This is a genomic window from bacterium (Candidatus Blackallbacteria) CG13_big_fil_rev_8_21_14_2_50_49_14, assembly GCA_002783405.1.
Taxonomy (GTDB): domain Bacteria; phylum Cyanobacteriota; class Sericytochromatia; order UBA7694; family UBA7694.
In genome coordinates this window covers 1-23,667 of the sequence record PFGG01000016.1, presented here as the reverse complement: position 1 = coordinate 23,667, position 23,667 = coordinate 1, and the positions used below count along the sequence as shown (strand labels likewise).

Below are 23,667 nucleotides of genomic sequence, written 5' to 3'. Positions count from 1 at the left end.
TGAAAGGAAGAATTGCCGCGTGTTTCGTACTCTTGCAGCCAAACGTTGGCTGTTTATTGGCTTGGCGATCTTGATCTTTATCGTAGATCAGGCCAGTAAAGCGCCTTTTCGCGCTTGGCCCTTGTATCACAGCAAGCCAGTACTGCCTGTCTTGGCGTTTACTTATGTTCAAAATACAGGCAGCTTGTTTGGGATATTTCAAGGCAATGCCTTTATTCTCGGGCTTGTTTCACTGAGTGTTTCAATTGGTATTTGTTGGTATGCCTGGCATCAGCCCAAGCATTCGGGTGTTTTGCCCTATGTCACCCTTGGCTTTTTATTGGGGGGGGCCTTGGGGAATATGCTCGACCGACTGATCTTTGGATTTGTGGTTGATTTCTTCGATATCCAATGGATGGGTAAAAATATCTGGCCGGTTTTCAATGTGGCGGATATTGCGGTGGATGTTGCGATTGCACTCTTTTTGCTCATGGCATTTATTGAAAAACCCGAACAAGTTGTTTTAGATGGGGTAGTTGAAGGACTTTCAGAATCCGAACTACTTGAAGGCCCAGACTCGAACGATGCCGTGCCCAATCAAGCTTCGATCGAATCGACTGAATCCAAATAAACGTGTATAAATTAAAATAACCCCCTTTCAAATGAAGGGGGTTATTTTATGGGCTGCCAAAGGGTGATCCAAGCAAAGGTTTCTGGCTCAGGGACGGGCAGATATTGCCGCAGGAGTTTTATCGGGCCATCGGGTAGCGTGAGCCTGAATTTCATCGCCTTGCTTTTTTTGAGCTGATAAGCATTTGATTCAAAAAGTTGAACCAACGTTTTGAGGGTAAAATGTCTTAAAAACAGTCGTTGTCGTCCCCCCCAGACTCCCTCCTGCCATTTTCCCAATAATAAGAGCAATAAATGGTAGTAGTTTCCCATATGATAGTCAATGCTGATCAGCGGGCGGGCAGGCAATTCGGCAAGAAATTGGCCTGGGTCTTTTAAGGTTTCCAGATAATGATTGAGCAGAAGCGGTTTGGATTCAGAGGGTGATAAGAGGGATTTACTCTCAAGCGGGTGGATTCCGGCCTGGCGATTTAAAACCGATTCAAAGGGGCTCAAAAGTTCTGTGAATTCCCAGCCTTCTTCAGCCAGCAATTCGCTTATCATTTCTGGCAAAACCCACCGTTCCTGGCTGAGTAAATCTTTTAATAATCCCGATTCTTCAGTAAAACGCGCAGAAATTCCCTCGGAAAGATTTTTGAACTTTTGATGGGCCTCCGTATAAAATTCGCGGGAATAGTGGGTGCTGAGCAAAACGGTATCTTGGGGGTCAAATTCAAGATTCAGTTGGCGATAATCCAGGCTTTGGGGATCAAAACGTTGGGCTTCAAGCGCCTGCTCCCAGACCCGCGTACCGGGAAAGGGGGTCATATGGGTGACATAGGCCGTGGCAAATAAATCATGGCCTTGGGCAAGTAAATCCCAGGTTGCTTTCAAATCTGAGACTTCCTCATGTTGATCCCCGATAATCAGGTTGCCATGGGCATAGAGACCATGGCACTGGCAAAGTTCTAATACCCGTTGGTAATCAGCATGACTGGTTCCCACGCCTTTGAGTTGTTTGATCAGACGATCTGAGCCCGATTCCATGCCAAAGCTGATCAAGAGCATATTCATATCTACCAAAAGTCGGCAGATCTCTGGGCTGAGCGTATTCGAACGCGAAGAACAGAGAAAGAAAAACCGCTTGTGTAAACCTGCTGCTCGAATTGCTTTTACCAAAGCTTCCAAACGGCTTTTTTTGAGCGTAAAGAGATCATCCGAGAGGGTAATTTGGTCGCAGTCGGGATAATGTTTTGCAATCGACTCCAGTTCCTCAACCACCCATTCCGGGCTGTGAAAACGCCAACTGGGATTGACCAAGGGCGCTGAGCAGAAAGTGCAGCGGTAGGGGCATCCCCGTGCCGTATGCACATGAAAGAGCGGTTTAAAATCTGGAAAATGGGTAGCCAAAGGGGCAAACATCTTGGCCCGGTTGGGATGGGCCAGACGATCGAGATTTTGAATCGGTGGGCAGCGACCGGTATTGACGATCTTCCCATTTTCATGAAAACTCAGTCCCGGAATTGTTTTCAAATGCGCGGGGTGAAGCTGATTGGCTTGAAAAGCGCGCACAATGCTTTCCATTGCTTCTTCTCCCTCACCAACCACCCCGATATCGATTTCAGGGTGCAAATCATAGGCATTGGTGGCAATATGGGGGCCGCCCAGCACAATCGGAAGATCTCGCCAGGCTTTGATTTTACGTGCTTCTGCCAAGGCCGCTGGCAGGGTTTCGGTATAGGCCGAAATACCTACCAAATCAGGTTCAAAGGCGATGATATCCCCAGCACAGAGGCCAATTTGGGTTTCAATGCCCGAAATTTCCTGTTCTAACCAAGCAGCAATCGAAGCCAGACCCAAGGAGCCCACGCGTTGGCTGCGGGGCTGATAAAAATCATCCACATAAAGGAATCCGATCCGGATCATTGCTTTGGCTCCTGCAGGGATGCCCTAATATAGCCCATTCATGAAGGGGTTTTCAAGCAAGATTCTGAATTTGGTGCCTAAAAGCGGTACCACCCCCCCAAAAAACTTCTTACTGCCCTGACAAGATTTTGAGCCTAAGACGGTATAATGGGGTTATGCCAGATATTCAATCACGCGTGCGCGTCGCTCAACTCATGACCGGTGACACTCCCCAGGGGCTTTATGTCAAAGGGGAGCATGGAACCTTTGCCTCCCATGCCGAGGCCGAAACCGTTGCCAAAAAGGTCGCCGATGCGCCGGATCAGGATGCTGTCATTCTTGAAACAGAAAATGGCGGCTACCAGGTTTTAGGCGTAGACGAAATCCATACCCTCTTGCCCGCAGGCCAATTGGGTGGCGATGTGATTCGCGAAGCGCCGATTGTATCTTTTGTGGCTTCAGATCCCCTCACAGGGCAGGAGAATGTGATCGGACAACACAGCGCGACAGATTCTGCTCTTGAAAATGCACCCGTTCGCAAAACAGCCCTTGATAAATATGAACAGCGCTTTGGAAAACAATTAAACAAAGTTTTGGGTGAAGATAAACAAGCCTATCTGAATGAGCTGAATCAATTGCAGCAATCCCTCGAAGCCCAGGGGATTAAAGTCACGATTGAGCTGGATGACGATGTCTTTGAAAATCGCGAAAAGCTTGAAGGCTTTCGCAATATGCTCAACTATGCCCATGACAATCTTCAAACCTTAAAAGAACGCAGCATCACTGAAATCGCGATTGTCGATGAGTGGGATGGGGTCTTTGGCACCAAGGTGGATCTCGAATACGACAAGAAAGAGGGAGTTCGCCGCCTTGAAATTGGCGATGACTTTCTCAATGACTGGGGTGAGAGCCATAACCTTCTCGATAAAACCAGTTTGAATAAACTGAAAGACGAAATGGGCGAAACCCTGAAAGAGGATGAACTTGAGCAGCGTACTGCCGTGTTCAACGATATCCGCTCGAGCCTGACCCAAACCCACCGCCAGCTGAACAGTCTGCAACAGCGCTCCTTTCAGGGCGAAAAAATTGATCCCAAACCCGTACTTGAAGGGCTTGAGCAGGAATTGAAACGGCTTGAAACAGAAGTCATCCCTCAGGCAGAAAAACGCTTTGAAAATTTGAGTGTCAAACATGAACGCAAGTTATCCCAGCGCTATCTTGAGACCTTTGAATCGACGGTTAAAGGTGTGCGCGATCAGATGGAAAAACTGCGCAAGCTTCCTCCGGATATGGACAGCCTCGAACTCAATGCTCGGCTTGAAAAGCTGAAATTGTTGCTGCTTAAGGGCATGAAAGAAATTCCTGACCAACGTAATTATGTAGGGCTTTACAGTTCGGGCTTTGGAGACGGGGCCCGACCCAGTGCGGGCGTGATGTTTTCCCATGCCTTTGGCGAAGAAAAGAACACCGTGGCGAGCATTCGTGCGGGCACCTCTGCGCCTTTGAAAATGCAGGGAAATAGTAAAAACGATATCATGCTCGGCTTGGGCTTGAACCATACCTTTCATTCCGGCAATAAACTTCTTGATGGAGCCAATGCCAGTGTGGGGATTGGTTTTAGCCGTGACACACCCTTTTTCGTAGGGCTAACGGCTTCCAACAGCTGGTATTTGACGCCTTACCATGGGCTTCAAGATGAGATGTCTGTGGTTGGGGGCGTGCATGCCACGATTGGCTCCTTTAACAATCTCGGAGCCAGTGTCGATCTCAATAAACATCTTTCCAGCAAAGTCGATTTCGAAGGCTATGGCGAGGTTTCGCTTTGGAACCAGGCCGCAGAAGCTGAGCTGGAGCTGGCCTTGTCTAAGAACAAGGATTTTTATGTAACGGCTGGTGTAGGCACCAATAAACTGCTCTATGCCGGAATCGGCATTGCCGATAAATATGAATTGGAAGTGGGCTTGGGCGGCATTTCCGTTGGCAAAGACTCCAATAATCTGCCGGGTGAAACGGGCTGGGAAGTGGGTGTGAGAAATTTCATTCTGCCGATTCCCTATTTCCGCCACAACCGGGTTCCAGGTTACCAGTTCAGCTATAACGATAAGAGTACAGAGTATATCACTCCCAACGGTTCTTTCATGACCATTCGCCAGAATGAATTGGGTGAAAATTACCGGCAGGCCTATGTTCCCGATCCCAAAGCTTCAACCGACCCGAATAAGGTGGTCTACCGTCGGGTGAGTTCAAAAGCTGAACTCGATCATTTAGACCAGGCCCCCAGCCGTGAAATCAGCATTGGGCCACTGGGTTATTTGACTGTCTATGAAGAGGGTAAAAAAATCATTGATGATGGCTTGATTCAAAAAGAGATGAACGAAGCCGATTTGGGCATTATTACCGATCAAGCGGGCGTGCTTTGGTTTGATCGGATGAAAAAAGACGGCGATCGTTCGCTCGGCAATCGCCGGGAAGAAATGCCCCTGCCACTTTACCGCGCAGTCCACTACTAAAGCGAAGCTTTGAATGGCTCTGCCTGTTTGAGAGCCATTCAAGCCTTTCTGAGCTTAAAACCGTTTTTTTGACAAGGCTTCAAGCTGGCTGTCCAATTGATCTTCATCGATCTCGCCGCGCGCTTTGGCAAGTATGGCTTTGAGTGCTGCTTGGGTAAATTGTCGCAAACCTTCAGGAGACAGATCCAATTCATAGTCTTCTTTTAAACTGGCTTGCAGTGCATCATAGGTGTTTTGATCAAATTTTCCACTGACTTTTTCAGCAGGCATGTCGAGGGTATCTGCCTGAAGTTCTTTGACCAAGACTTTGCCCAATTCTTTGCTGAGATCTGCACCTGGCGCAAGTACTTCGGGTATTTCTTCGGGATCATAAAACGCGTCTAAAAGCTGTGTTTTTGCTGTCTCAGCAGGTGTGTTTCCCTTTAAGATTGCTTGCAATACGGGGATCTCATTCCTGCTATAATTGCTCAGGCAAAGGCCGATGAGCATTTGCTCTTCTGGCTTGAATTGCGATTGAAACGATTGAAAACCAATCTCATCTGGCTTTGACGGCGCGTGTAAGGGTTGGCTGCGTTGGTCGTAGAGATAGGCTTCAAGGTTTTCATTGGCCTGATCACGGGTAATTTTACCCTGAAAGTAATTTTGGACATCGCCGATAAAATTTTTGAACTGAGCATCGGTCATCATCTCATCTTTGTCAAAATGCTCAAGTACAAAGGCTTTGGCTTTGACAAAACTTTCTTCGTTCCAAACGCCTGTTGCTTCAGCCCCTATTTCCTTTTGAAATTCTGAAACAAAGGCTTTCAGCTCTCTTGGGCTATAGTCCAATTTGAATTTATCTTCGTCATCACTTCCTCCAAAGCCCCAAACAGTCAAAGCCAGTACAAATTGACCCGCTTCTTTTTCGCTTAAGGAGTAGAGGTTCTGCTCGCTTTTGAGCGCATTGTAAATCGGATCATCGCTGCCATTGTCCATGAACTGCAGGGTTCCCTGAATTTGGCCTGTTTTGATAGTTTGCCCCAGTTGGACCTGATCCAAGTCCATTTCAGTCACTTTAAGGTTATAAACCTGGGGAGCAGTTGTATTTTCTGAGTTCAGCAGTACGAGATTGTGGTTGCCATCCTGGCGTGCCAGGGCTTTGGTATTTTCAAGTTCTTGCTCAGTTTGGCTGGGTAGAACGGTATTGGCTGAAAGAATTTGGGCTTGAATTGTTTTGGCTGAATTCGAGATATTCCCCACGTCTGGCTCCTTAAATGCAACTAAGTTTTACTTATTATAAACCACTGATAACTCGCGGGAATTAAATTCATGTAAAGAATTTGAGTTTTATCTGGTGTTTTGTGCTGATTTTTGAACGCATGAAGTGAATGAATTGTCTTCGCCGGATGTCCTTGAGCTTGGCGTCTGCGCTTCAAGATTCCACCCTCGGAAGGGCGACAATACCCCGCCTGTGCAGCAAACTGCCCTCATAGCGAAAAAAAGCGCTCAAACGCTTGTGATAGATGATCAGGGCTTTTAATTCTTCAATTTTGGCTGCAAAATGATCCCGTTGGGCTTGGGCCAGAGCGAAAGCCAAACCTCGGCCCGCATGGTATCTTTCTTTTTCTGCTTCAAGTCGTGCTGATTGAGCTGCTTTTGTTTTTTTTGCGGTTTGAATCTGGGTTCTTGCAAGATTCAACTCCAGCCAGGCCTTTCTGAGGTCAAACTCAACCAAGACCTGTAAATTATGCAAGGCTTCACTCTGACTTTTCTGATCGTTAAGGGCCTGTTCAAGCTTTGCCTTTTCGGCGCGACTGCCCAAGGAATAGGAGAATTGTGCGCCTCCGGTTAAATCAAAGCCACTGCCAGGCAGATTGCCCAAAGAACCCAGAAAGGCTTCAGCATAACCACTTTTGCCCAAGCTGATAAACAGATCCAGTTTGGGCAATAGACCATCCCGTGTGCGTACGATTTCGAGGCGCTGTTGGTTTATTTCTGTTTGAGCCTGTAGAATTTCAGGCCGCTGTTTCAATGCAAGTGCCAAATGGCTTTCAAAGGCTTCAAGCTTTTCTTCGGGCAGCTCGAGGGGCAAGCTGATTTGCAAGGGAGTCACTGCCCAGTTCTGGGGATCCGGTTGAATCAATCGCAAGAGGTTCAAACGATTGCGCTGAATTTCAGCCTCGGCATTGTTTAAATCCTGTTGTCTGAGGGCAACTTCGGCTTCGAGGGTAATTTTTTCGACAGGGGCCAGACGGCCCAAGGCTATCCGGGTTTCTGTTTCACTTAATTCCTGTTCTATCAAGGCCAAAGATTCTTGAACCAGGGCAAGCGATTGCAGAGATTGAAGGTAGTCCCAAAAAGCCTGTTCAGTCTCAGCCACGATGCTCAAGGCCAGGCCTTGGAGTCGGAATTCAGCTAAGCGTTTGTCTTCGCGGGCCAATTCAATGCTGGCGCGATTCACCTCAGGATTTTGGCCCTGCAAAAGGGCCTGGGTAAAGCTGAGCCCTATTCGCGTTTGATTCTGAGTGGCACTGCGATCACTCCAGGTTCTGCCACTGAAATTGGAGCGTACATCAAGCGCCAGTTTGCTGCCTGTTTCAAATTCTTTTTCAAGGCCCATTCTGACTTCACTGCTGCGGGATAGAATATCTATAAATTCAGTGGAATTGCCAAGAATCCGGGGGGTATTGTCGCCACTGAGGTTTGCAGATGCACTGATACGGGGATCAAAACGTGCTGTGGCAAGCGACTCCCCCCAGGTTGAGTTTTCCACTTGAAGCAATTCAAGTTTGAGCGCAGGATTATTCTTCAATGCCAGAAGCCCAGCCTCAAGGATATTCAGTGTTAAGAGCTGATGCGCAGGAGCCTGATGTGTTGTTTTGCTGGGTATTTCCTCTGCAAGGCCGGCGGAGGCACCTTGAAGAGTCAAACCCAGCAGCATCAAAGCCAAGCGTATTTTAGGCATCCTGAATTTCCTCTGCGTGGGCTGGAGCTGGTTTTTTTTCACGGGTTTTCTCAAGGCTATAGTAAACCAGGGGCACAATAATCAGGGTAAGGAGGGTGGAACTGCTCAGGCCACCGATCACGGTTCGGGCCAAAGGCGCTTGGGCTTCGGAACCCTCTCCCAAGCCGATCGCCAGAGGCAGCAGCCCCAAGACAGTGGTCAAGGTGGTCATTAAAATCGGACGCAAACGTCGAAATCCAGCTTCTTCAACGGCTTTCCGCAAGGGGAGGTGCTCTTCTCTGCGCAGTTGATTGATTTGATCCACCAATAAAATGGCATTGTTGACCACAATACCCCCCAACATAATCGCCCCAATAAAGGTCTGGAGATTAAAACTGGTTTTTGTCAGGAAGAGGGTCAGGATCACGCCAATGGCAGCCAGGGGCACAGAAAACATTACCACAAACGGATCGAGAAAGGATTCATACTGAGCCGCCAAAATCATATAGACCAAAAGCAAGGAGAGTACCAAGCCGATCATCAGTTCTCTGAAGGATTTCTGTTGTTCTTCGATATCGCCTGCCAGACTGACAGAAAAATCACGGGGCAGATTGAGATCCTTCAGAGCAGACTGAATATCCGCTTGAACTTCTGCCAGCGGTCGCCCATCAGCCTCTGCTGAAACCGTAATCACCCGCTCTTGATCTTTGCGCTCAATCATGACGGGGCCATTGGTGCGTTCAGTGCTCACGAAATTTGCAAGCGGAATCAATTTGCTTTGGGTGGTACTGACGGGCAGTTGCAGCAAATCCTCAACAGGGTGGCGATCGGCGCCGGCAATTTTGACCCTGATTCTGAATTCTTTGCCTGCTTCGCGGTAGGTGGTGGTGGCCAATGATCCTGATATGGCAGTTTGTAAGGCCCGTCCCAAACTGTCGATATTCACGCCCAAGGCACCCGCTTTTTGACGATCAACGATTAAGCCCGCTTCAGGACTGCCACTGTCTCGGTTGATACGAATATCTGCAGCGCCTTTCACTGCTTCGATTTTATCTGCGACCTCCCGGCTTAAACGATCTGCGCTCTGAAGATCAAAACCTTTGACTTCAACTTGAATACGCGCATCAGAGGTATTGTTAATCAGGCGAAAGACAAAAAAAGCGCTTGAGGGCTGAACCCTTAACTTCACACCTGCAATTCCTGAGAGCTTTTTACGCAATTGGGTAGCAATCAGCAGCCCAGAACGTTTTCTTTGATTTTGAGGTTTCAGATAGATCCGCAGCTGACCTTTGTTGGAAGCGTCCCCTCCCCCGAAGCCCGTGGCTCCCAATTCGGTGAGTACGTGCACTGCTTCAGGCACTTCTTTGCGCACGATCGCTTCAATTTTATGAAATTGTTTTTCAAGCACAGCCAAGCGAATGCCGGGTTCCATTTCGCCATTGACGCGAATTTCACCTTCATCTGCCTGGGGCATAAATTCGACAGGGATCAGCGGGGCCAAAGGCAGGGTGGCAAGCAGCAAAAGAAAAACGCCAGGCAGGATCCAGAAACGTTGGTTTAAGGCGCTGCTCAAAAAATGACGGTAGGCCCTGTCCAATTGATCCAGACTTGCGTTTCTTGTAATTTTCTGCCGGGTCTTGCCCCGGCGGAGCACCAGGGCCGTCAACATGGGGACCAAGGTCAAGGCTATCACCAGCGAGCAAAACAGGGAGAAGCTGACGATAATCGCCAATTGTTGATAGGTGACCCCTGAAACACCTCTCACAAAGATCAGGGGTAAAAAAACGGCAACCGTTGTCAAAGTGCTGGATAGAATCGCAGACCCCACCTGACGGGAGCCGGTAATGGCTGCTTCTTGAGCCGAGAGGCCTTCTTCGCGGTTGCGGTAGATATTTTCAAGTACCACAATCGCACTGTCTACCAACATGCCGATACCCAGTGCCAAGGCCCCTAAACTGATGGTATTGAGTGTAAATCCTGCAAAATACATCAAAATAAAGGTCGCGATGATGGAAACAGGAATCGCAGTTGCGATCACCAAAGTGGTTTTTAAATTGCGCAGAAAAATAAACAGGATCAGAATCGAAAGCAGTCCACCCAGTAAAACGGCTGTGGCGACATTTTGTAGCGAGCGTTTAATAAAGCTTGAGGTATCCACCAAGACGGGCAATTGGATTTGCTGCTGTTCCTGGTTGATTTTTTCGACTTCTGCGATGACCTTGCGAGCCACTTCGACCGTATTGGTACCCGCTTGTTTGCGAATCGCCAGGCGAATGCCCGCTTTGCCATTGACCCGAACCAGAGAGGTCATTTTTTGGCTGGTGTCTCTGATTTTCGCAATTTGCCCCAATTGAACCGGAACTCCCTGACGCAGTGCCACCACTGTATTTTCAAGTTCACTTAAATCTTTAAACTGCCCTGATGTGCGCACCAGAATGTCCTGATGGGCCTGTTCAACCGAACCCGCAGGTAACTGCAGATTGGCAGCATCGATCTGTTTGAGAATTTGATCAAAGGGTATTTTAAGCGCCAAAATTTTTGCAAAATCAAGATCCACCTGAATTTCACGGGAAAGCCCTCCCAAGGCATCCATGGAGGCCACACCGGGAACCCGTTCCAAGCGGTTTTTGATATCTGAATCTATCAGCAGCCGTGTTTGAATCGGATCTAAATCGCTCTCAACCCCCAGAATTACGATCGGAAAACTGGCGACATCAAATTTAAACAGTCTGGGTCGATCTGCGTCCGCAGGCAGGCGGTTGATAATTCGATCAATTCTTTCGCGCAATTCATTGGAGGCTTCATTTAAATCTGAACCAAAGGCAAAGGTGACGCGTACCTGGCTATTGCCTTCTCGTGAGGCTGAGGTAATTTCTTCTACGCCGGGGGCAGAGGCGACAGCTTCCTCAATCGGTCGACTGATCAATTCCTCAATTTCTTCTGGGCCAGCACCCGTATAGGGGGTGGTGATGGTCAGGGTTGGTAAAGCCACATCCGGTACCAGGTCAATGGACAGGCGACTGAGCGCGACGCTGCCGATCAAGAGAATGATCAAAACAAACATACTTGTAAACACAGGGCGGAGAATAAAAAAACGTGAAAAATTCACCTGGGCTATTTCGCCTTGTGTTTCGTGGCTTTGTTTTCAGGCATTTTGTTTTGGTTTTTTCCTTGGCGTAAATTCGGGTTCGCCAAGCGTACTTTTGCCCCTGGTTTTAAGAGCTGGTGCCCCAGGGTTACCACTCGTCCTTTAAGTTTTGGTTCAAGGATTTCGACGCGATTGGCTTGAACAATTCCTGTTTTAACTGAGAAATAGTCTACCTGCCCTTGTGTGTTGAGCACAAAGACTCCAAGGGAGTCTTGCGCTTTTCTGACCAGGGCGCTTAGGGGGATGACCTGGGCTGAAGGATGGGTGGCGAGCAGAAGTTCAATTTTAAGAAACATGCCGGGTTTAAGTCGAAAATTGGGATTTGGGATTTCAAGCTCAAGCTCTGCGGTTCTGCTTTCTTCACTCAGCAGGGGAGCCAGCCGGGCCACTTTTCCGATGAAGACCTCTCCTGGAAAAGCATCAGTTTGGATGCGCGCAGTTTGACCCAATTGGATGCGGGCGTAGTCCTTTTCTGTGAGTGGTGCCCGCGCCCGAATCAGATGAAGATCGATTAAACTCAGCAAGGGGGTATTCAAAGCCAAGGTCGTGCCTGGGTCCACAAAGCGCTGACTGACGACAGCTTGTGAGGCCCCTCCGTTCCACAAGGCCTGAATTTTGGCTTCTTCCCGTTTGATTTGAGCCTGTCGAATTGATGCTTGGTTCTGTTGAATACGGGCCTGTGCCGTCACCAGGCGGGCTCTGCTGCTCTCCAATTCAGAATTTGCTTTGTCCAATTCCTCCTGTGAAGCAAGCTTTTTCTGATAAAGCGCAACCACGCGGTTTAAATCGCCTTCAGCCCGTTCAAAGCCGACCTGGATTTCCTGAATACTTGCCATATCTACCTGACGTGCAGCTTTGAGCTGTTCAATTTCCTGCTGAAGAAGGGTATCTTCAATCTGACCCAGGATCGCGCCGCGCTGAATGACTTCCCCCATCTGGCCGCGCAAAGAGAGCAAGCGACCCGAAACACGGGATGAAAGGGTAAATTGGGCGAAGGGCAGAGCAGAACCACTGAGTTGTCGGGTTTCCTGAATGGCTTCAGTTTTGACTTCTGATACTTCAACTGTGATCGGCGGACGGGAGGGCTGTTTCTCTTTTCGACTGGCATATACTTCCTGCAAGCGAAAATTCAAGCCCCAAGCCAAACCTAGAATTAGAATAACTGCCCCCAAGCTGACAGTTAATTTTTGGGCAGTCATTTATGCCTGTTCATCGTATCCTGAAATAATATAATCAATGGCCTTTTGCAGAATTCTGTCCCAATGGGCACGAATTTCAGGTGAGTATTCGTTATCGCACTCTGAAATAGCCTGCATGAAACTGCGTTTCCAATAGGAGTAGAGTTCGGGGCGAATATTTAAATTCTTTTTGCCATGGCTCTCGCGAATCCGGGCCAAACCACTTTTTCCAACCGGATTGTCATCGGCAAACATCAGTGCCAGATTAATGCCTTGACGAAGTAAGCCCTTTTGAACTTCAAAATTGGTGTTTGCGAACATCGGACGAATATCTGGATGGCTGTCGAGAAAAATTTGATAAAATCTGCCGATGATATCCGTCTGGTTCAGGCATCTGCCAAAGCTCAGTTTTACAAAATCACTATCTTTCATGCAATAAACTCCAATTTTATATCCACATTTTGGGCCTGGGTCGTCAACGCGCCAATCGAAATCCCGTTGACACCTGTCCAGAGATAATCGGGCAAGGTTGCATAGGTGATTCCACCAGAAGCTTCAAGAAATAAATCGCGGTGTTCGGGATGATTTCTGACCAAAGCCACAGCTTCCGAAATCATCTCTGGAGGCATATTATCGAGCAGAATGGCATGCATACCCCCTACTTCCAAGGCTTCACGCAGTTGATCCAGACGATCGACTTCCAACTCAATATAGACTTCAGGATCAGCGGCGATCACGCTTTCAAGCGCTGCCTTAACGCCACCTGCAGCGACCAGATGGTTGTCTTTGAGCATGGCCACAGAACTCAAATCCCGGCGATGATTATACCCGCCTCCCACAGCGACTGCATATTTTTCAAACAGGCGCAAACCAGGTGTGGTTTTGCGGGTATCTAAAATTTTAAAGCCAACGGGAGCTTCGAGCGATACATGTTTGCGGGTTAATGTTGCAATCCCACATAAACGTTGCAAAAGGTTCAACATGACGCGCTCACGCATCAACAGTTCTTGAGAGGGGCCCTTCAGCTCAGCCAGAACGGTTCCTGCTTTTACGGCTTCCCCATCGGCCTGCATGAGCTTGACTTCAACATCTTCCGAAAAAATATGCGGCAAGACTTGGGACCCTGCAAAAACAAGATCCTGGGCTGCTAAAACATGCGCAACCGACTGGCTCTCAGGATCAATGGTGCTTAAAACTGTAATATCGCCTTGGGGCATATCTTCAGCGAAAAACCAGGCAATGCGCTGATTGACATAGGCTGGATCCAGTTCAAGGGTACGAATAAACCAAAGTTCAGGGGTTTGGGTCAGATCATAGGCAGGCAAAGTCATCGCAGACTCCTTCAACGGTGAGTAAATCCTCCCTATTGTAACCGATTCACTCTGTCGACGGTGAAAGCTCAAATGAGTGCACTATGATTCAACTTAGCGATGCGTACGGGGAACAAGGGGTGTTTCTTCGCGCAGGTGATTATCATAGCCTTTTTGAAATGCGGTTTCAAAATTGTTTTGCCTTTGTTGAAATTCTTCAACGTCTTCTGTGGCAGATCCTCCCCCAGGCTCATGGGCCATGAAGATTTGGTTCATGAGCACCTGGTAGCTTGAAACAATGCCCTTTTGCCAGTTTTCGACCTGGTTTTTTTCACGTTTGGCTTGGGTATCGATGCCCTTGTTGAGCAGGGTTTCTATTCCTTTGACACCAGAAAGCTTTGAAACCCCTTTGCTGAATACTTTGGCGATAAACGCCCCTTGATCCACCTTGGCTTTTTCAGATTTGGCTAATTTTTCAATCGTTTTTTCAGTCGCTCTGAGCAAATAGCCCATCTGGTGACTGAGTTTATCTATTTTTTTCTGATCGGGTGGGCTTTCTAAAATGGCATCGGCATACTCACGGGTTGCGTTGCCCAAAATCTCACCCAGGGTATCGGCTGCCTGATCGGGGTTTTCGGGATTTTTTTCTACAATCGAATCCAGGCTGCGATTCAGTAAAAGGCTGTCTTTGCCGCGGTTGCGATCTGCCTGAAATTCGAGTTCATTGGCAATCCCGATCGGGTCAGACTTCAACAGCATTTCACTGATGCCCCCTTTCACCCATTTTTTTTCACTTGCCTTAAAAGCTACGCTGAGGTTTTCTGTGTCCTGGGCCATTTTGATCATGCGGGCTTTGACTTGCGCTGATCCAGGCCCCTTCAGCTCAGAAAGGGCTTCTGCAAGTTCAACAGCTGGGATCGAACGGGTGCCATTGGGGTCACGGTGTTCCAGGGCTTTGGCGAGCGCAGAATAGACCTTTTCTTCGAGTTGACGTCCACCACTGGATTTTGAGGCAAAACTTAAAAGCCTCAAGTCTTCTGCCAATTTTGAGAGTGCCATGGGCCTTTGACGGGCATCCCGTGGGCCAGCAATCTTTTCAAGCATTTCTTGGCTAATTTGTTCGGGGCTGAGTTGCGAATAGTGTCGCTCAGCAGAGCTTATATTTTTTCGATCTTGCAAGCGCTGCAATTGGGTTCCCAATTTTTCAAGCTTGTTCTGTTCCTCTGGCGTTGCGGTTTCAAAGGCTTGATTAAATGCTTCTCGAATCTGCGCACGATTTTCTGGGTGTTGATCATACCAGGATTGAATTTCCTGATTTGAAGACTCAGCCAATTTGACAAGCTCTGCTTTTGTCAGCGAAAAATTTTCAGTTTCTGATTCAAAAAGCGGATACTGAACCGAATTTGGATTCAATTTGAGTGACTGGGATGAACTGTGGATCTCTACGCTGTTACCCTGTTGAAGCGCATCCAGGGTGGCTGCTTCATGTGAGTCGATTCCGTCTTTCGCCATGGCCACCTGAATTTGTTTGAATTCAGATGAACTGATCGCAGATTCAGATTGAACTGCTTTTTGAATGGCATTAAATACGTTTCGATTCACATTGGGCATCGGATACATTTTCCTTAATGAATGGAGTCTTCATTTTTCATACCACAGGAAAGCGAATTTTATACAAAAAGTTAATATTTCTTGATTTTTTAAAAAATCCTCAAAGATCTGATTGCGTGTATTTCTTGGGGCGGTGTGAGCCTTCCTCAAAATTAAGTTAAATTGAATGGAAAGTCTGATCGTTTAATTCTTGTTTTTGCCCTGTACTCGCAGAATACTCTCTTTATATAATGAAATATATTGATTAGATTTCAGGTGAATATGCAACCTTTGAACCCCCGCGCTCTGAGCAGTCAACCTCCTTTTTTGCCCTCAGCATTCCCGCTTGAAAAGCCAAGCGAAGCTCTTTCTCCTGCCATGCTGAAAGAAACCCTTACCCTCGAATCAGGTCAAAAAGGAACGCTCCCGTCTCAACCCTTGCCATTTGAACACCCTCTGCTGGCAGAAACAGCGAAAAAGCCGCTAAAAAATCAGCCAAAGAATTTGAAAGCCAAGCCCCTTGAAGAAAAAAAACAAGAAAAGCCGCCTGAGCCCCCCCCTGATCCCGATCTGGGAATTGAGAAACCGCCTGCCTTGGTAGGCTCTAAGCGTGCGCCTGAAAAAGGGGACCAGGCGATCTATGAACAGTATCTCAGTGTTCAACGTGAAGTCAGAGATGAACTGAAGGGGGCAGGCAAAACGCCTGTACTTTCAGAGCAAAAATCTCAAATGCTTACCAAACTGGCTTTGCGTTTGGGGCAAGAAGAATTTTTGAATTTACCTGAAACCGTTCAAAGCGACGTGCTCAGATTTTTGGAAAAGTTTGAGCTTTCTGATTTGGTTTTGGCTGAAGTTCAGGCCGAAGGAGGGGCAGATGTTAAGGAGGGGATCGTTACAGGTACAGGCGTTGATGGCCACTATACCAATTCAATCCTCTTTTCACTTCAGGGCTTGATTTCCAGTCATCGCTTAAGTCCTCAGCTCTTAGCGGCCCTTGATAAATTTCGTGAAGCCCCCCTGCATGAATCGTTGACTTCACAACGCATGACGCTGATAAGAAGTGCCTTACAGGAGTTGGCTTTCCCTGAAAAAATTGAACAGCATTCCAAAGGTACCTGTGCTCCGACGACGGTGCAAATACTCTTGTCGCTCAAAAATCCAGAGTTGTATCTCCAACTGCTGGCTGATTTGGCAAGCCCCTCGGGAGAGGTTGCGCGCGATCATTTGAACGGAAACAGGGGCATGGAACGGGAAGCAGATACCCTGATAGATGATCGCAGTGGCAGAAGCCTTTCCAGCCGTCTGATCCAACCAGCTTTTATGGAATATGCAAACGGCGATCAAAGCTATGACAATCAAAAGGATCGCAATTCTGACGGCAAGTCTGAATACTCTGGCCTCGATGAAAAGGGCGCAGTGCGATTATCAGAGGCTTTGTTTGGGGCCGGTAGCTATGCTTTTCGGTATGTTCATGCCCATCCAGATCCCAGTTGGCAAGGGTTTGAAAAATCTGAAATACTTTTTAATGAAATTCAAACAGCACTCTCACAAGGCGAGCCGGTGCCCGTTGGTTTGCGCTGGGGAGAAAGTGCCCACAAGATATTACTAACAGCTCTGGACCCAAGCGATCAAAAAGCCTATTTTATGAATCCTTGGGGCGAAATGCAAACCATGCCTTTGGAAACCTTTAGGCAACGTCTGGATTCGGCATCGCTGCCGCGCTCAAACCAAACACAGGGCTTCCCGGTTTTTGAGCATCTACCCGGAGCTTCAGCAAAAAAAGAGTCCTATCAAGCGATTCATAATTGGCGCTATTATAAGATTACTGATTATTTAAGTGAAGATCCGATTCTCAAATCTTTACCCGAGACTCAAAAAGATCTACTCAGGGAAAAATTCAGAAGTTTTCGACTCAGCCCTGAATTGGCTGCGCGCAATATGGATATGCTGATTGGCTTGAGCCAATCGGGATTGGCTGATGAACGTCTTTTTCAGCGGATTGAGGCCTTGCGGGATAAAGATGAGCTGGCAGCTCTGGTGAAGCTCTACAGTTGTTCTGAAAAGTTATCCGTTGAACGTTTTAAAGCGTTGGTTGCCGCTGAGCCGGATAAAAATTTGGATACTGCCTATTTTGAACTCTTAATGGACAATTTGGAGAATACCCAGCGAACGGATGCTCTGATTGCTTTGGCGCTTGAAAATAAGGCCATGAAAGAAGATGGGCGTGCTCAAGTAAAAGCAGATAGTCAGGCCAAGATCAAAGATGCCTACAGTGCGCTGCCTTCAGGCACTTCCCCAGCAGAACTGAAGGCTCTGATTCAGGATGCCGATGAACAAACCCGCTTGGCAATGCTTTTGAAAATTACAGATAAATGGGACTATCCAGAGGCTGAAAAGGCTGCTGAAATTTTGCTCTCAGGCCAAAACTTCATGCAGTTGACCTATCTTCTGCATGGGTTTGAGCCCAATACCCGTTTTGTGGGCCTGGACAGTCCCGAACAAATACTTAGATATCTGCGCAATGAGGTTCGTTCAAAATCTTTAATCGCCAAAATGGCCAAGATCCGATGATGATACAAAATGATCTGCTTTCAGCTTGCCATCAAGACTTGGAACGCTTGATTCCCTATTGGCTCAGTCATAGCGATTTGGAGCGCGAATGGCATGTGCAGAGATGGATCGACAAAGTATCAAAGCAACCCGAGGTCTACCAAGCGTTTAAAGGGGCCTTGAAACAAAACTTGGTTTTATGGGAGGCTGGCCCAGAGACAGAAAGGGATGAAGCTTACCATTTTAGCAGAGCACTTTTATTCAGCTTGATATAAAATCTTGCGAGCTGGCTTTTGCTAAAAATTTTGACTGGGAGAAGCAGCTTCACGTTTGCTCATTTTCTCAGCACGATCCGGTGATGCCGTCCTCAGAATAAGTCCCCCAGAGATTCCTTCCTGGCGTAACTGTCCCCTGTTCGTGCTTATGATAGAGGTGTATCATAGAGTATATCATTTCAAAATGGTTCCGATGCTTGCAAGAAAGGCGTTATCTGTATGTTTGGTATTGGTGTTCCTGAGCTTCTTCTGATTTTGGTTTTGGCATTGATTGTTTTTGGCCCTGGCAAATTACCTGAAGTGGGCAAAGCCATTGGGCGGGCGATGTCAGAATTCCGCGGTGCGACCCGCGAGATCGAATCTGAAATTAAGAAATAAAGGGTGGAGTTCCAACTTCGGAGCAATTACCAGCCATCAGGGGACCAGCCCCAAGCTATCGCGTCTTTGCTTTCAGGGCTCGAATCAAACCAACGCTGCCAGACTTTACTTGGGGTAACGGGCTCAGGCAAAACCTTTACGGTTGCCAATGTCATTGCGAAACACGATGTCCCTACTTTGGTGATTGCCCACAACAAGACCTTGGCAGCCCAACTCTGCAATGAATTGCGCGAGTTTTTTCCTGAAAATGCGGTTGAATACTTTGTCAGCTATTATGACTATTATCGGCCCGAAGCCTATATCCCACAAAGTGATACCTATGTCGAAAAAACAGCTTCTATCAATGAAGAGATCGACAGACTGCGCCACTCTGCTACCCGCTCTCTCTTAGATCGCAAGGATGTCATCATTGTCGCCAGCGTCTCGTGTATCTATGGCTTGGGTACTCCCGAAGAGTATTTACGCGCCTCGATACCCCTTCAACCCGGGCAGATGATTGATTTTAAAAAATTGCTCTATGCCTTAACTGAAATCCAATATCAGCGCAATGATTATGAATTGGCGCGTGGCAGCTTTCGGGTGCGTGGAGAAATGGTTGAAATTGGACTGCCCTATGATGAGCATGTCCTCAGAATTGAGTTTTTTGATCAGGAAATTGAGCGAATTTCTGAAATCGACCCTGTATCGGGTCGCCGCTTGAAAGATCTGAAGCGGGTAAGAATTTACCCTGCCAAGCACTTTGTGATGCCACCTGAAGAATTACAACGCGCAGTTCGGGATATTCAAACTGAGTTAGATGGACAACTTCAGGCGCTTGAAGCAGAGCATAAACTCTTGGAAGCCCAACGCCTGAAACAACGTACGGCCTATGATTTGGAAATGCTTCAGGAGGTAGGCTATTGCAATGGGGTTGAAAACTATTCTCGCCAGTTAGAAGGACGGGCTGCAGGCACTCCTCCTTCCACGCTGATCGATTATTTTCCCAAGGATTTTTTGGTAGTGATCGATGAATCCCATGTGACGGTTCCTCAATTGCGGGGCATGTATGAAGGCGACAGAAGCCGGAAACAAACCTTGGTAGATCACGGTTTTCGACTGCCCAGTGCTCTTGACAATCGGCCGCTGAAGTTTGATGAACTTTGGCAAAAATTGGGAAAAATGATTTTTGTGTCTGCAACCCCTGCCGATTTTGAGATTCAAAACAGTACCCAGGTGGTTGAACAGATTGTCAGACCGACTGGTTTGCTCGACCCTCAGATAGAAGTGCGTCCGCTTGAAAATCAAGTGGATGACCTGATTGCTGAAATTCAAACCACGGTGGCCCGTGGCGAACGTGTTTTGGCAACGACCTTGACCAAACGCATGGCTGAAGATTTAACCTCTTATTTGGCCGAACTCAAGATACAGGTAAAATATCTGCACTCAGATATCGACGCGATTGAAAGGATTGAAATACTTTCAGATTTGCGCGCAGGTAAATTTGATGTTTTGATTGGGGTCAATCTTTTGCGTGAGGGCTTGGATTTGCCTGAGGTCTCCCTGGTTGCCATTTTAGATGCCGACAAGGAAGGTTTTTTACGCAGTCACCGGGCCCTAATTCAAACCATCGGGCGGGCGGCGAGGCATTTGAGTGGCAAAGTGATTCTGTATGGCAATCGCTATACAGATGCCATGGAATTGGCAGTGGGTGAAACCGAGCGTCGCAGAGCCAAACAGGAAGCCTATAACCGCGAACATGGGATTGAACCCCAAGCCATTATCAAGGGCTTACACAACCCCCTGCTTGACAAACTTCGGGCGGCAGAAAGATCTGAACCCTATCGTGCCAAATTACAACTTACCCCTGAACATGAAAATCTCGAAGATTTGATTCAAGCGCTCGAAAAAGAAATGCATGCTGCTGCAGAGATGTTGGATTTTGAGCGGGCAGTGGTGCTTCGAGACCAAATGAAAGAGTTACAGGAACTTCATAAATTGAGCCGGCGGTAAGAGCATGGCAGAATTAAGAACGATTCAAAAAGCGGATATCCAGGACTTTGCCGGGATTCGATTTTTGCTGGCATTGAGCGATCAATATGCGGTCATTCCTTTTCCGATGCGTTCTTTAGGCTTACAGACCCAGGATCAAGATTATTATATGCTGGTGGTGGGCCCCACGGGTTTGTTTTTACTCTCTTACCATTTGATCTATCAGCGTTATTCTCCACAACACTCCCTGACTCTGGCCTATGATATTGAACGCAGCGCAGATACCCTTGAACACTATCTTTTGCGTTGGTTATCCGGTCTGCCGATTTTACGTCAGGCGATTGTCGTGCATGAGGACACGCCCCAAACCCAGGTCACCGATCGGGTTGTGAAGGTCAGCTGGAATCGGCTCAGAGCCTGGATTGAAGAAGGGCCTGTGGTGATTGAAGCTGTGCTGACCAAGCGCATACTGCAGGTTTTGAAAGCTGAATTGCTCTATCAGCGTATTTTCAGATATCAGATCCTCTCCGAAGTGGATCGCGCGCCAGGTCAACTGCGCTATTTGGCCATGGATACGGTCGAAGACCGCCCTGTCATGCTGAAAGAAGTTTTTCTGCCGCAGGGGGCCTCCCATGAGGACAGCCATGCCTTGATTCGGGGAGCGAAACTGGCGAGAGAATTGCAGCATGAAAATATTGTCCAGGTTGAAAATATCGTCCCCAGGGAAGATCGGGTTTATATTGTCAGTGAATGGTGTGAAGGGGCGATCAGTCTTCGCCAATACCTTGAAGACCATCCGGGCATGATTCCGCTGACCACAGCGATTCAGTTGATCAAAGATCTTTGCCAAGCCCTGATGGCGGCACATGCCAAAGGCATCATTCACCGCAATCTGACACCAGATAACCTCTTGGTAACCCCAGAACACCGTTTGAAAGTGTTTAATTTTGATGCAGCAAAAAAAGAGGGCATGCATACTCTGCAGAGTACTGCGCTGAAAAAATTAACCGAAGAAAATCCCTATGCAGATCCCGATTATGCCATTGGAACCCACCAGGTTGATCAGCGCGTTGATGTTTATTCGGTGGGTGTCATTTTTTATGAACTTTTAACGGGAAATAAACCGACACACTATGATGAGCTCTTATGGGAACCGCCGAGTAAGATGATTCCGGGCTTGCCCACCTATATGGATAAACTGATTGCACGCGCGATCAAGTTTGATAAGGATCAGCGCTATTCAACGATTCATGCCTTTTATTCAGCACTTGAAAAAGGCACCACCGATCTGATTGGTTCACGCTATGAACTGATTGGGAATGAGGTTCACAAAGCCCCCAATAGTTTGATTTTTAAAGCACAGGATACTCAAACGGGACAAATTGTGGCCTTAAAAAAACTTTTGGTGCCCCCTACAACTGATTATCAGACCCGTTTGCAGACCTTACAAATGACCCTTGACCCCTTAAAAGAATTGAAGTACCTGCAACACAACGGTTTGGTTAAAGTCATTGATACCTTAATCGAAGATGATGATGGCTATGTGATCATGGAATGGGTAGAAGGGCATAATCTGCGTGAGCATTTAAAAACGATGCCACAACAGGAAGGGCTTTTGCCTGAAGAGGTACGCCATATTGCCTTACAGCTTTCTGATGTCTTGCATTATATTCACCAGGAAGGCTATGTGCATGGGGATATTAAGCCCGAAAATGTCATGTTGTCGCAAGACTGGAAAGTGACACTCCTTGACTTTGTGCCTTGGAGCAAAGTTGAGACCGGAACCTTACAAAAAATACCCAAAACAACGCGCTATATGGCGCCAGAATTGCTCGATGGATCCCATATCCCCGATGAGCAGACGGATCTTTTCGCTGTCGGAGTCTTGATGTACGAGCTTTTAACGCATCGTTTTCCCTATGACTACGCCCAATTACGCAGTCGGAAAGATGCCGAACAGCTTCCGCAACCGCAAAGCCTTGAAGAGAAAGTGCCAGAAGATTTGGCTTCTGTGGTGAACCGCGCACTTTCCTTCAAACGCGAAAATCGGTATTCCAATTTTGAAGTTTTTCAAGCAGATTTGGAAAATAAATGTGATATCAGAGAGCCTCAATCCCGTTTAGAAATGCCAGTTTCACATGTTTCAGCTGTGAGTCAGGAAGAAATTCCAAGGTTTTTATGGATCTGTACGGGGCTGGCTTTGTTTTTGCTTTTTATTTATTTGGTTCAAGAAATGCGGAGTGAACAAAATCATTCCAATTTACCCGTTTTGGAGGAAATGAAATATGAGTAAGGTCTGGTATCTTTCATCAGAACCTCTTTTAAATGCTTTGCCTGATGAAGATGTGAGCCGTTTGTTTCAATTGATGCACACTTCTCATTATGAGGCCAACCGCACGGTTTTTTCAGCGAATGTTCCTGGCGATGTGATCTATACCGTGCGACAGGGCAGTTTGAGATTTATTCAGATTACTTCTGCGGGCAGTACGCGTCGGTGTGCAACCTTGAGAAAAGGAGATATTTTTGGCAGTCTTGAATTGGTCGACCAAGGGTTTAAACGGGCACAAATTTCAACAGAAACACCTGTGCAGCTCTTGGTATTGCGAAAACCCGCCTTTGAAAAATTGATTAAATTTTATCCTGCGATGGGTTCGCGCCTGGTCAATTTTTTAAAAGCCTATTTGGGGCACCATTTTGATACCTACCATCGAGAAATTGCCATTCAAAGCCGACAGCGCATTCTGCGCATGCTTTATCATACTTTTTCACACCCTGATTATCAGGGGGATCCCCAGACTGTTTCGGCCTGTAGCCCGCGTGAATTGGCTGAGTTGACAGGCAGCAGTGTTGAAGCTGTTGAAATAGTTTTGGAAAATTTACAGCAAAAAAAATTATTGCAATTAAAAGGGGGAGGCATTAAAATCTTAAAACCTGAACTTTTACCTGAAATGCTTTCCTTGTGTACCCCATGAGAAAAAAACTTGCAAGCTGTCTTTTCTGCTGTCTTCTTTGGGGGCAGACAGCTCAAGCTTGGGCGAACGAATATGTCAATTGGCAAGGATTGTCGGGTTATGCCCGTTTCAGCCCACAAGGGGATCAACTGATCCGTGTCTTGGACCGTAGCCTGGAAATTTGGTCGGTTTCAAAAAAAGAGCGCACCCACAAACTGGGGGTCAATGAACCTTTGGTGGATGCTCAAATGACGCCCGATGGCAAATTTCTGATTGCTGGTAGTGAAGAGGGGGTGTATACGATCTGGAGAACCCAGGATTACCGGCGCGTTTATCAAATTCAAGATCGACCCCTTGGCAATTCGCATCAGCCATTCTCATTGAGTCCAGATG

The 23,667-nt window shown here is 47.3% G+C and carries 17 protein-coding genes; 9 read left to right on the top strand and 8 right to left on the bottom strand.

Going from position 1 to position 23,667, the window contains the following annotated elements:
- Positions 1 to 19: 19 nt before the first annotated feature.
- On the top strand, positions 20 to 610 hold the full coding sequence (gene lspA / locus COW20_03810) for a signal peptidase II (protein ID PIW50072.1): 591 nt from the start codon (positions 20 to 22) through the stop codon (positions 608 to 610).
- 41 nt (positions 611 to 651) lie between these two features.
- Here lspA and COW20_03805 read toward each other — a convergent pair whose 3' ends face one another.
- Positions 652 to 2,514: a hypothetical protein gene (locus COW20_03805; protein ID PIW50071.1), complete on the bottom strand. Its 1,863-nt coding sequence runs from the start codon at positions 2,512 to 2,514 to the stop codon at positions 652 to 654.
- Between the two features lie 155 nt (positions 2,515 to 2,669).
- Here COW20_03805 and COW20_03800 point away from each other — a divergent pair, with 155 nt between their 5' ends.
- Positions 2,670 to 5,003 (top strand): hypothetical protein, encoded by a 2,334-nt coding sequence (locus tag COW20_03800; protein ID PIW50070.1) that lies wholly within the window; start codon positions 2,670 to 2,672, stop codon positions 5,001 to 5,003.
- Positions 5,004 to 5,057: 54 nt separating this feature from the next.
- On the opposite strand, the gene COW20_03795 is transcribed toward COW20_03800, so the two are convergent.
- The 7 genes from COW20_03795 to COW20_03765 form a co-directional block, all read right to left on the bottom strand.
- Positions 5,058 to 6,242, bottom strand: coding sequence for a hypothetical protein (locus COW20_03795; GenBank protein PIW50069.1), 1,185 nt, complete (start codon positions 6,240 to 6,242; stop codon positions 5,058 to 5,060).
- Positions 6,243 to 6,414: 172 nt separating this feature from the next.
- On the bottom strand, positions 6,415 to 7,947 hold the full coding sequence (locus tag COW20_03790; GenBank protein ID PIW50068.1) for a hypothetical protein: 1,533 nt from the start codon (positions 7,945 to 7,947) through the stop codon (positions 6,415 to 6,417).
- Positions 7,940 to 11,035: an acriflavin resistance protein gene (locus COW20_03785; protein PIW50067.1), complete on the bottom strand. Its 3,096-nt coding sequence runs from the start codon at positions 11,033 to 11,035 to the stop codon at positions 7,940 to 7,942. Before COW20_03785 ends, COW20_03790 begins: the two co-directional genes overlap by 8 nt.
- Before the next feature lie 5 nt (positions 11,036 to 11,040).
- Positions 11,041 to 12,273, bottom strand: a complete 1,233-nt coding sequence (locus tag COW20_03780; GenBank protein ID PIW50066.1) for a hypothetical protein — start codon at positions 12,271 to 12,273, stop codon at positions 11,041 to 11,043.
- The gene (locus COW20_03775) at positions 12,274 to 12,684 is read right to left on the bottom strand and encodes a globin (protein PIW50065.1); all 411 of its coding nucleotides are present in this window, start codon (positions 12,682 to 12,684) and stop codon (positions 12,274 to 12,276) included.
- Positions 12,681 to 13,583 carry a nicotinate-nucleotide diphosphorylase (carboxylating) gene (gene nadC / locus COW20_03770; GenBank protein PIW50064.1) on the bottom strand — a complete coding sequence of 301 codons (903 nt, stop codon included), beginning with the start codon at positions 13,581 to 13,583 and terminating at the stop codon, positions 12,681 to 12,683. Before nadC ends, COW20_03775 begins: the two co-directional genes overlap by 4 nt.
- A gap of 93 nt (positions 13,584 to 13,676) precedes the next feature.
- Complete coding sequence (locus COW20_03765; protein ID PIW50063.1) at positions 13,677 to 15,173, bottom strand: hypothetical protein; 1,497 nt, start codon at positions 15,171 to 15,173, stop codon at positions 13,677 to 13,679.
- Positions 15,174 to 15,434: 261 nt separating this feature from the next.
- Here COW20_03765 and COW20_03760 point away from each other — a divergent pair, with 261 nt between their 5' ends.
- From COW20_03760 to COW20_03730, 7 genes are all read left to right on the top strand, one after another.
- Positions 15,435 to 17,723: a hypothetical protein gene (locus COW20_03760; GenBank protein ID PIW50062.1), complete on the top strand. Its 2,289-nt coding sequence runs from the start codon at positions 15,435 to 15,437 to the stop codon at positions 17,721 to 17,723.
- Entirely contained in the window at positions 17,723 to 17,977 is a 255-nt protein-coding gene (locus COW20_03755) for a hypothetical protein (GenBank protein ID PIW50061.1), read from the top strand. The genes COW20_03760 and COW20_03755 overlap by 1 nt, the downstream gene beginning before the upstream one ends.
- Before the next feature lie 219 nt (positions 17,978 to 18,196).
- Entirely contained in the window at positions 18,197 to 18,355 is a 159-nt protein-coding gene (locus tag COW20_03750) for a twin-arginine translocase TatA/TatE family subunit (protein PIW50060.1), read from the top strand.
- Positions 18,356 to 18,358: 3 nt separating this feature from the next.
- On the top strand, positions 18,359 to 20,344 hold the full coding sequence (locus COW20_03745) for an excinuclease ABC subunit B (protein ID PIW50059.1): 1,986 nt from the start codon (positions 18,359 to 18,361) through the stop codon (positions 20,342 to 20,344).
- Positions 20,345 to 20,348: 4 nt separating this feature from the next.
- Complete coding sequence (locus COW20_03740; protein PIW50058.1) at positions 20,349 to 22,616, top strand: hypothetical protein; 2,268 nt, start codon at positions 20,349 to 20,351, stop codon at positions 22,614 to 22,616.
- Positions 22,609 to 23,295: a hypothetical protein gene (locus COW20_03735; GenBank protein PIW50057.1), complete on the top strand. Its 687-nt coding sequence runs from the start codon at positions 22,609 to 22,611 to the stop codon at positions 23,293 to 23,295. Before COW20_03740 ends, COW20_03735 begins: the two co-directional genes overlap by 8 nt.
- Positions 23,292 to 23,667 (top strand): hypothetical protein (locus COW20_03730; protein PIW50056.1); only part of this gene is annotated, 376 nt, incomplete at its 3' end. The genes COW20_03735 and COW20_03730, both read left to right, overlap by 4 nt.

What these genes read in the sequence shown, in the direction of transcription:
- COW20_03805 (PIW50071.1), bottom strand. Translation starts at nt 2,514, where the DNA reads ATGATCCGGATCGGATTCCTTTATGTGGATGATTTTTATCAGCCCCGC.
- COW20_03790 (PIW50068.1), bottom strand. Translation starts at nt 7,947, where the DNA reads ATGCCTAAAATACGCTTGGCTTTGATGCTGCTGGGTTTGACTCTTCAA.
- COW20_03765 (PIW50063.1), bottom strand. Translation starts at nt 15,173, where the DNA reads ATGCCCAATGTGAATCGAAACGTATTTAATGCCATTCAAAAAGCAGTT.
- COW20_03755 (PIW50061.1), top strand. Translation starts at nt 17,723, where the DNA reads ATGATACAAAATGATCTGCTTTCAGCTTGCCATCAAGACTTGGAACGC.
- COW20_03750 (PIW50060.1), top strand. Translation starts at nt 18,197, where the DNA reads ATGTTTGGTATTGGTGTTCCTGAGCTTCTTCTGATTTTGGTTTTGGCA.
- COW20_03800 (PIW50070.1), top strand. Translation starts at nt 2,670, where the DNA reads ATGCCAGATATTCAATCACGCGTGCGCGTCGCTCAACTCATGACCGGT.
- COW20_03780 (PIW50066.1), bottom strand. Translation starts at nt 12,273, where the DNA reads ATGACTGCCCAAAAATTAACTGTCAGCTTGGGGGCAGTTATTCTAATT.
- COW20_03735 (PIW50057.1), top strand. Translation starts at nt 22,609, where the DNA reads ATGAGTAAGGTCTGGTATCTTTCATCAGAACCTCTTTTAAATGCTTTG.
- COW20_03740 (PIW50058.1), top strand. Translation starts at nt 20,349, where the DNA reads ATGGCAGAATTAAGAACGATTCAAAAAGCGGATATCCAGGACTTTGCC.
- nadC (PIW50064.1), bottom strand. Translation starts at nt 13,583, where the DNA reads ATGACTTTGCCTGCCTATGATCTGACCCAAACCCCTGAACTTTGGTTT.
- COW20_03760 (PIW50062.1), top strand. Translation starts at nt 15,435, where the DNA reads ATGCAACCTTTGAACCCCCGCGCTCTGAGCAGTCAACCTCCTTTTTTG.
- COW20_03775 (PIW50065.1), bottom strand. Translation starts at nt 12,684, where the DNA reads ATGAAAGATAGTGATTTTGTAAAACTGAGCTTTGGCAGATGCCTGAAC.